Here is an 8,234-nt window from a genome sequence, read left to right on the forward strand (position 1 = left end):
GTGGTAGCTGGGCGTTTCGTCCCCCCCTCCTCCCGCCCCTTTTCCCCCCCCCCCCCCCCCCTGGTCCCCACTTCCCCCCCTCCGCGGCGGATCGGAACGGTCAGCCACCCGGCCTACTCCCCTGCCCCCTGCTGCGAGCTGGTGATGGCCGGTTCACCGGTGGCCGGCTGCGGTACGCCGATGATCCGTCCGTCCGGCAGCCGGATGAACGCCGGCGGACCGGACTCGACCAGGCCGAGCTTGCGGGCCTGGGCGGCCAGGTTGTTCGGCGCCTCGTACTGCGCGATCTCCTTCTCCAGCTGCTGCTCCTGCAGATCCAGGTTCGACTGCTGCTGCTGCAGGGTGCCGATCCGCACCGCGTTCTCGTTGATCTTGGTGTTGACCAGCAGCACACCGAGCACCCCACCGACGACGACCACCAGGATCATCGCGATGAACGGTGCCCGGGGCACCGACACCGGTGCCGGCGGTGCGACCCGCAGTCGCGGCGGCGCCGGCTCCGCCGAGCTGTCCCAGACCCGGACCGAGTCCTGAGTCGTGGGCTGCTCCTGCAGCGCCGCGCTGCCCTGGGTCGCGTAGCCCCCTGACGGGTTGCTGCGCCGCGCCGCGGTCCGGCCCCCCGACCGCAGTGCGCCCACCCGGGCGCCGCGCTGACCGACCTGCCCCGAGCGGTCGCGCTTCTCGACGTTCATCTCCCCTCCCCCTACTCTTTCTCGTCACGACCCCGATCGTGACGTCTCCGCCGGCCGGCTACCCCGTCCGGTGTGGATGGCCCGGACGCCGCCGCGCCGGGCCGATGTGGTGCTGTCCCCGGGTGGGGCCGTTCGCGGGCGGCCCCACCCTTTCCCCGCCCGGCGGTGCCGGCACTGCGCACCGCCGCCTGTCCGATCTGCTTCGCCACCGGTCCGATCTGCTCCGCCGCCCGCAGCCGCACCGACGCCGCCCGCGGGTTGGCCGCGATCTCCGCCTCGCTGGCCTGCTCGGCACCCCGGCCGAGCAGCCGCAGCGTCGGGCCGGTGCCCGGCAGTTCGACCGGTAGCTCCAGCGGCGCGGTGCTGCGCGCCCGGCCAGCCAACGTCTGCTTGGTGATCCGGTCCTCCAGCGAGTGGTAGGACAGCACCACCATGCGTCCGCCGACGTGCAATGCGTCCAGCGCGGCCGGCAGCGCCCGGCGCAGCACCGCCAGCTCCTCGTTTACCTCGATGCGTAACGCCTGAAACGTTCTTTTCGCGGGGTTTCCCCCAGTTCTTCGGGTAGCCGCCGGCACGGCCGACTCGACCAGCTCGGCCAATCGCGTCGACGAGGTGATCGGCTGCCGCTGCCGCTCCCGCACGATCGCCGAGACGATCCGGCTGGCGAACCGCTCCTCGCCGTACTCCCGCAGCACCCGGACCAGGTCCCCCGGGGGGTACCCGTTGACGATCTCCGCGGCCGTGGTCCCCCGACCCTGGTCCATCCGCATGTCCAGGGCGACGTCCCGGGAATAGGCGAACCCGCGGTCGGGCGCGTCGAGCTGCAGCGAGGACACCCCCAGATCGAACAACACGCTGTCCACCCCGGACAGCTCGAGCTGGGCGAGGACCTCGGGCAACTCGTCGTAGACCGCGTGGACCAGATGGACCCGGTCGGCGAACCCGGCCAACCTCGCCCGGGCATGGGCCAGCGCCTCCCGGTCACGGTCCAGCCCTACCAGGGTGACCAGTGGGAACGCCGCCAGCACCGCATGGGCGTGACCACCCAGGCCGAGGGTCGCGTCGACATGCACGGTCGGCCGGTCACCGCGGTCCAGCGCGGGGGCGAGCAGCTCGAGACACCGCTCGAGCAGCACCGGTACGTGCGTACCGCGAAGCTCCCCCATGTCGACCCCCAGTGACCTGCCTGCCGTGTCGTGCCCGGTTGCTGCGTTGCCGCTCGTCGTACCGCCAGATCCCCATCCGCTCTACTCCCGCCCACCGTCCGCGCCGGGCCGGTGCTCGAAACACGCGCCTGGCGCCGGGGAAGTGGCGCCAGGTGCGGGAGCGGCTGGAGATCTCGCAGTACGTCGGACGACCGGTGCCGACCGGCGGCTCTCGCGTCAGCCACCGACACCCGACGAGACGCCGGGCGGTCGACCATCCGTTGCCCTACAGTCCGCCGGGCAGCACCCCCTCTTCGATGTCCGCGAAGTCGTCCTCGCTATCGGAGAGGTATGTCTCCCATGCCTGCTTGTCCCAGATCTCCACCCGGCTGCTCGCCCCGATCACCACGAGGTCGCGGCCGAGCCCGGCGTACTCCCGCAGATGCGCCGGGATCGTCACCCGGCCCTGCTTGTCGGGCACCTCGTCATGGGCACTGGCGAAGAAGACCCGACTGTAGGCCCGCGCCGCCTTGTGCGTCATCGGTTGCTCGCGCAACTGCTCGGCGATCCGCTGGAACTCCGGCGTCGGGAACACGTACAGACAGCGTTCCTGCCCCTTGGTAATCACGACACCTCCCGCCAGCTCGTCCCGAAACTTGGCTGGAAGGATCAACCGGCCCTTTTCGTCCAGGCGTGGAGTATGGGTGCCGAGAAACACGGCCCAACCCCCCTTGCCCTTGTACGGCATTCGCGGTGCCGCATCCCCCGGGGCCGGCGGGCCCTCCCGGCCCCGCCATCGCGCCCCACTCTACTCCACTTCCCTCCACCTGCAACCGGAATCGCGACCGAAACACGCCCGATTCACCGACAAAACCGCACGTCAGCGGGGGTGGTGCCGAGTGGAGGAGGCGAGGGCCCGCCCTAGGTCCACTTTCCGACAGGCACAACCGATCCCAGGCACACATCGGGTGAAACGGGCCCCATTACAGCGCTACAACGGCTGTCCGCTCTCGATCGCGGGCTCGCCAGCGGGCAGACGGTGGAGGGAAGTGGAGATCCTGCGCCGGCTACCGCGCGAGGATCTCCAGAGCGGCCCGTACCGGATCACCGTTCCAACGGGAGGCTAAGGCATCGACCAACGTCCAGCCGGCCCGACGCAGCGCCCGCTGCCGCGCCAGATGCGCCTGTGGACCGTCCGGATGGACCCCGCAGATGAGGCCCACGGCCTGCGCGCCGACACCGAGACAGATGTCCACCGTCCAACGCCCTACCGGATAGTCGAACCGCACCGGCCCGTCGAGATCGGCCAGCCGGGCACCGAGCTGCCCGACCCAACCGCTGACCCCGACCGTGGCCACCGCGCCCCCGGACGGCACCGCAGGCGGGGGCCGGCGCGCGTACTGCAGGAACTGCCCCACCAGGCCGTCGGGTGCCGTCAGCGAGGTCACCACCACCAATTGCCGCCGCGCCCGGGTGATCAGGACGTTGAACAGGTGCGGATCGGCGAGGAAACGCAGCCGGGCCGGTGGATCGGCGGCGGTCACCGCGAACGACGCCACCACCGTCTCGGCCTCGCCGCCCTGGATCGCGTGTACGGTGCCGACCCGCAGCCCCAGCTCTTCGATCCGCTCTACCGGGAACTCCTTGACCAGCGCCGCCTCCAGCGCGTCAGCCTGAGCGCGAAACGGGGTGACGACGCTGATCTGCGACCGGCCGGAATCGGCGAGCTCCCGCACCACATCGACGGTGGCGGTCACCTCTGCCTGGTTGACCCCGTCCACGGTGGCCGCCGACACCACCTGCCGCACCGCGATGACGTCGATCGACTCGTTCGCCGGGTGGCGGGTCGCGACCGCGAACCGGTCGGCGTAGAACCGCCGGGCCGAAAACTCGATCAGCTGCGGTACGCAGCGGAAGTGCTCGTCGAGCCAGGTGACCGCCGCGCTGGCGGCAGCGAGGTCGAAGGCGCTGACCCGACGGACGTCGAGCCGGTCGTCCAGACCGTGGCGGTCCAGTGTGTCGGCCACGTCCACGTCCGCGACGAAGGAGACGAACCGCAGCTGCCGCGGGTCGCCGACCACCAGCGCCCGACGGGCCCGGGCCAGTGCCGGCGCTGCCCGGATCTGGTCGCTGTGCGAGGCCTCATCGAGGATGACCAGGTCGAACAGACCGGGCACCGGCGGCAACAGTTCGGCCACGTCGGTCACCGTGCCGATCCACAACGGCAATGCCCGGACCAGCGCCGGACCGTCCAAGGCGCTCAGCAGCTCCCGGCGCCGGTTGCGCCCGGCCCGCAACGCGCTGGCCAGCGCCCCCGCGTTGCGCCGGGCCGCCAAATCCCACCGCCGTTCGCTACCGGCGCGGTGGCGCATCGCGGTCCCGACGTGTTCGGCGAGTTCCCGGTCGGCCTGGTCGAGTCGGTCCCAGTGCACCGTCAGATCAGTTCCGCCTGCCACGGCGAGCCGGGCCCGGGCCGCCACCGCCCGGGCCGCGTCCACCGCCGCGGCCACCTGGTCCAGAGCACCGTCGGTGCTCCCCGCGAGGTCGGCGGCGACGCCGAGCCGACGCCGCAGCCAGCGACGGGCGGCCCACCGCCGCCACCGCGCCCGCCAGCTCCGGCCCGCGCCGCGCGCCAGCCGGACCTTGCGCGCGGCACCGGCGAGGTCCGTCCCGGGTGCGAACGCACCCGGCGCGCTCAGTGTCAACGCACCGAGCAGAGGCTCCCACGAGGTAGCGGCGGCGGCCAACTGCTCGGTCTCCAGTGCGAGCCGGATCAGTCCGGTCTCCCGGTCGACCCGGTCACGGGCCACCGCCACCGCCTCCTCGGCGGCGTACACCCTCGCCGCCGGCACACCCGCACCGGCACCAGCGGCGAGAGTAGCGGCGACCTCCGCCCTTCGTTCGGCGTCGCCGAACAGCACCGGCGTCGGCCCCCGGTAACGGGCCAGCAGATCAACCAGTACGTCGGCGGCGTGCGGCGACTGCGTCACCACCAGGACACTGCCGCCCCGGTCGACCGTGTCCAGGGCGGCGGCCACCACCGCATGGCTCTTGCCGTTGCCTGGCGGACCCGAGACGACGGTGAGTCGTTCCCGCCGGACCCGACGGACCACGTCCGACTGGGCGGCGGTCAGCGGCAACGGCGACTCGACCGCGGCAGCGTCGGCCCCGGTATCCGGCAACCCGGCCGCCACCGCTGTGCCGCTGCCGGTCGGCTGGTACACCTCGGCCAGGGCGGTGCCCGTCAGGTCCCGGCCGGCCCAGGCCCGGCACCGATTCCAGGTTCGCCGCCACGGCGCGATCCGTGACCAGGGAGGTCAGCTCCAACTCACCGGCCGACACCACCCGGTAACCACGCAGCGCACGCTCCAACCGGACCGGTTCGGACAGCAACGGCAGCCGGACCCGGCGACGGACCCCGTCCCGTTCGACGGTGCCGACGACCAGACCCAGGCCGCGTCGCAGGATCCGCTCGTCGCGGTGCAACAGGTCGACCGCGGCCAACCGGTCGGTGGCGGCGTCGCGCCGGTGCCGGTCCGGATCGGCGAGCCAGAGCAGCGGCTGGCCACCGCGGGTCACGTCCAACGCCCGCTCTGGTGCGGCGGGTGCCAGCTCGGCCAACGCCCGCAGCGCGGTAGCGACCATTGAGCTGCTCATCGGTCGTCGACCGTACCAACGCGTCCGTGCGGCGATCCACGCCCACCACGGTCCGGTAACCTCGCTCGCGTGACGGACGCGAAGATGCCCTTGCGGGCGAAGGTGGCAAGCTCGGTGTCCCGCACCGCTGCGGCGCTGTCGCGGGCCGCTGGGCGAGGTGACGGGTCGGTGATCGGCGGTTGGATCGGCCTCAAGATCGATCCGGAGCTGCTGGCGCATCTCGCCGCCGGGCGGTCCGTCGCGCTGGTCTCCGGCACCAACGGCAAGACCACCACCACCCGGCTCGCCGCGGCGGCGGTCGGCGTACTCGGCCGGGTCGCGACGAACTCGTACGGCGCGAACATGCCGACCGGGCACACCTCCGCGCTGGCCAAGGCGGGCACCACGCCGTACGCGGTGCTCGAAGTGGACGAGCACTACCTGGCTCAGGTGCTCGAGGCCACCAGTCCCCGGGTGGTCGCCCTGCTGAACCTCTCCCGCGACCAGCTGGACCGGGCCAAGGAGGTGGCCATGATGGCCCAGCTGTGGCAGGTGGCGCTGGCCGAGCATCCCGAGGTCAAGGTGGTGGCCAACGCCGACGACCCGATGGTGGTGTGGGCGGCCGCTACCGCCGGCTCGGTCTCCTGGTTCAGTGCCGGGCAGCGCTGGCACGACGACTCGTGGGTCTGCCCCGAGTGCGGTTCGGCGATCGAACGCTCCGACAACCAGTGGTGGTGTGCCGGCTGCCCGCTGCGCCGGCCCGAACCGGAGTGGGTGGTCGACGAGGACGGCGTCATCGACCCGACCGGCGCCTGGCACAAGGTGACGCTGCAACTGCCCGGCCAGGTCAACATCGGCAACGCGGCCACCGCGCTGGCGGTGGCCGCCGAGTTCGGCGTACGCCCGGTGGCCGCGGTGTCCCGGTTGGCGGTGGTCACCTCGGTGGCCGGCCGGTACGCGCAGGTGGTCCGCAACGGGCGGACCATCCGGCTGCTGCTGGCCAAGAACCCGGCCAGTTGGCTGGAAGCGTTCGACATGGCCGAACAGGCGCCGACGCTGCTGTCGATCAACGCCCGCGACCCCGACGGGTTGGACACCTCCTGGCTGTTCGACGTCGACTTCTCGCCGTTGCGCGGTCGCCAGGTGCTGATCACCGGGGACCGCGCCTTCGACCTCGCCGTCCGGCTGGAGGTCAACGACGTGCCGTTCCTGCACGTCCCGTCGCTCAACGCGGCGATCTCCTCGGTGCCGCCCGGCCGGCTGGAGGTCATCGCGAACTACACCGCATTCCAGGACATCCGAGCGGAGCTGGACCGTGTCAACTGAGTCGTTCCCGGCCATCGGCCCGTCGATCGGCGGGCCCAGCGTGCTCCGCCTGGTCTGGATCTACCCTGACCTGCTGTCCACCTACGGCGACCGGGGCAACCTGCTGATCCTGGCCCGCCGGGCCCAGCAGCGCGGCATCCCGGTGGAGCTCACCGAAATCCGCTCCGACCAGCCGGTGCCGCAGTCGGCGGATATCTACCTGATCGGCGGCGGCGAGGACGGCCCGCAGGCGCTGGCCGCCCAGCGGCTCCGGGCCGACACCGGGCTGCACCGCGCCGTCGACCAGGGTTCGGTGATCTTCGCGGTCTGCGCCGGCTACCAGCTGCTGGGCACCTCGTTCTTCGCCAAGGGCACCCAGTGCACCGGCCTGGAACTACTGGACCTGCAGTCCGACCGGGGACCGAGCCGGGCGGTCGGCGAATTGGCCGGCGACATCGACCCGCGGCTCGGCGTACCGCCGCTGAGCGGTTTCGAGAACCACGGCGGGCGCACCCATCTCGGCAACGGCGTCTCGCCGCTGGCCCGGGTCACCGCCGGGGTCGGCAACGACGGGACCAGCGAGGGCGCCTGGCGGGGCAACATCCTCGGCACCTACGCGCACGGCCCGGCGCTGGCCCGCAACCCGGCGCTGGCGGACCTGCTGCTGCGCTGGGCGATCGGTGCCGCCAGTCTGCCGCCGCTCAACGACATGTGGGCCGACCGGCTGCGGGCCGAACGGATGGCCGCGATCCGCGCATGAGGCGGCTGTGGCAGGCGCTGCGCGAACCGGCGGTGGCCCGGTTCGCGGCCCTGCTCGCGCTGATCGCCGGCTGCGGACTGCTGGTGCTGCTGATCCCCCGGCCCGACCTGGCGGCCCTGTCCGGCCTGCCGGACCGGCTCGGCCTGGCCGCACCGGTGCTGGCCGTGGTGGGCGGCGCGCTGCTGCTGACCGTCCTGGTGCCCCGGACCTTCATCACGCTGACCTGGGGTGCGCTGTTCGGCCCGGTGGCCGGGGCCGGCTACAGCCTGGCAGCGGCGACGCTGGCGGCGCTGATCGGCTTCGGTGTCGGCCGCTGGCTCGGCCGCGAGTACGTCGCCAGCCGCACCTCGGCGGCGCCGGCGGGCGGCCTGGCCAGCCGGACCGGTCGGGTCCGGCTGCGGCTGGCCCAGCTGGACCGGTGGTTCACCACTCAGAGCGTGCTGGGCGTGGTGACGGTCCGGCTGTTGCCGGTCAGCGGCTTCGGGATGGTCAGCCTCGGCTACGGCACCACCGGGGTCCGGCTGACCCCGTTCCTGATCGGCAGCGTACTGGCGTCGGCGCCGACCGCAGTCGGCTACGCGGTGATCGGCGCGGCCGTGGTCGCCCCCGGTGAGGTCACCTGGCTGGCCGCCACGCCCGCCGGACTTGGCGCGGCGGCCACCATCGTCCTGCTGCTGCGCTGGCGCAGCGCGGTCA

At 72.6% G+C, this 8,234-nt stretch carries 8 protein-coding genes; 4 read left to right on the forward strand and 4 right to left on the reverse strand.

The features are described from left to right. Positions 1-113: 113 nt before the first annotated feature. The 4 genes from ftsL to ACXAHD_RS30085 form a co-directional block, all read right to left on the reverse strand. Positions 114-692: a cell division protein FtsL gene (gene ftsL / locus ACXAHD_RS30070; protein ID WP_281550602.1), complete on the reverse strand. Its 579-nt coding sequence runs from the start codon at positions 690-692 to the stop codon at positions 114-116. 11 nt (positions 693-703) lie between these two features. Beyond that, complete coding sequence (rsmH, locus tag ACXAHD_RS30075) at positions 704-1,858, reverse strand: 16S rRNA (cytosine(1402)-N(4))-methyltransferase RsmH (protein WP_475054840.1); 1,155 nt, start codon at positions 1,856-1,858, stop codon at positions 704-706. Positions 1,859-2,123: 265 nt separating this feature from the next. Then, the gene (mraZ, locus tag ACXAHD_RS30080; RefSeq protein WP_123602607.1) at positions 2,124-2,555 is read right to left on the reverse strand and encodes a division/cell wall cluster transcriptional repressor MraZ; all 432 of its coding nucleotides are present in this window, start codon (positions 2,553-2,555) and stop codon (positions 2,124-2,126) included. 349 nt (positions 2,556-2,904) lie between these two features. Beyond that, a complete protein-coding gene (locus ACXAHD_RS30085) occupies positions 2,905-5,061 on the reverse strand; it encodes a DEAD/DEAH box helicase (RefSeq protein ID WP_281550603.1) in 2,157 nt (718 codons plus the stop codon). 13 nt (positions 5,062-5,074) lie between these two features. On the opposite strand from ACXAHD_RS30085, the gene ACXAHD_RS30090 reads away from it, so the two are divergent. From ACXAHD_RS30090 to ACXAHD_RS30105, 4 genes are all read left to right on the forward strand, one after another. Beyond that, positions 5,075-5,485, forward strand: a complete 411-nt coding sequence (locus tag ACXAHD_RS30090; RefSeq protein WP_281550604.1) for a hypothetical protein — start codon at positions 5,075-5,077, stop codon at positions 5,483-5,485. Positions 5,486-5,578: 93 nt separating this feature from the next. Further along, positions 5,579-6,799, forward strand: a complete 1,221-nt coding sequence (locus ACXAHD_RS30095; protein ID WP_281555629.1) for a Mur ligase family protein — start codon at positions 5,579-5,581, stop codon at positions 6,797-6,799. Between the two features lie 40 nt (positions 6,800-6,839). Further along, the gene (locus ACXAHD_RS30100; RefSeq protein WP_475054844.1) at positions 6,840-7,538 is read left to right on the forward strand and encodes a type 1 glutamine amidotransferase; all 699 of its coding nucleotides are present in this window, start codon (positions 6,840-6,842) and stop codon (positions 7,536-7,538) included. Next, positions 7,535-8,234 (forward strand): TVP38/TMEM64 family protein (locus ACXAHD_RS30105; protein ID WP_475054842.1); only part of this gene is annotated, 700 nt, incomplete at its 3' end. The genes ACXAHD_RS30100 and ACXAHD_RS30105, both read left to right, overlap by 4 nt.

Source organism: Micromonospora sp. ABR4_055 (assembly GCF_056160425.1).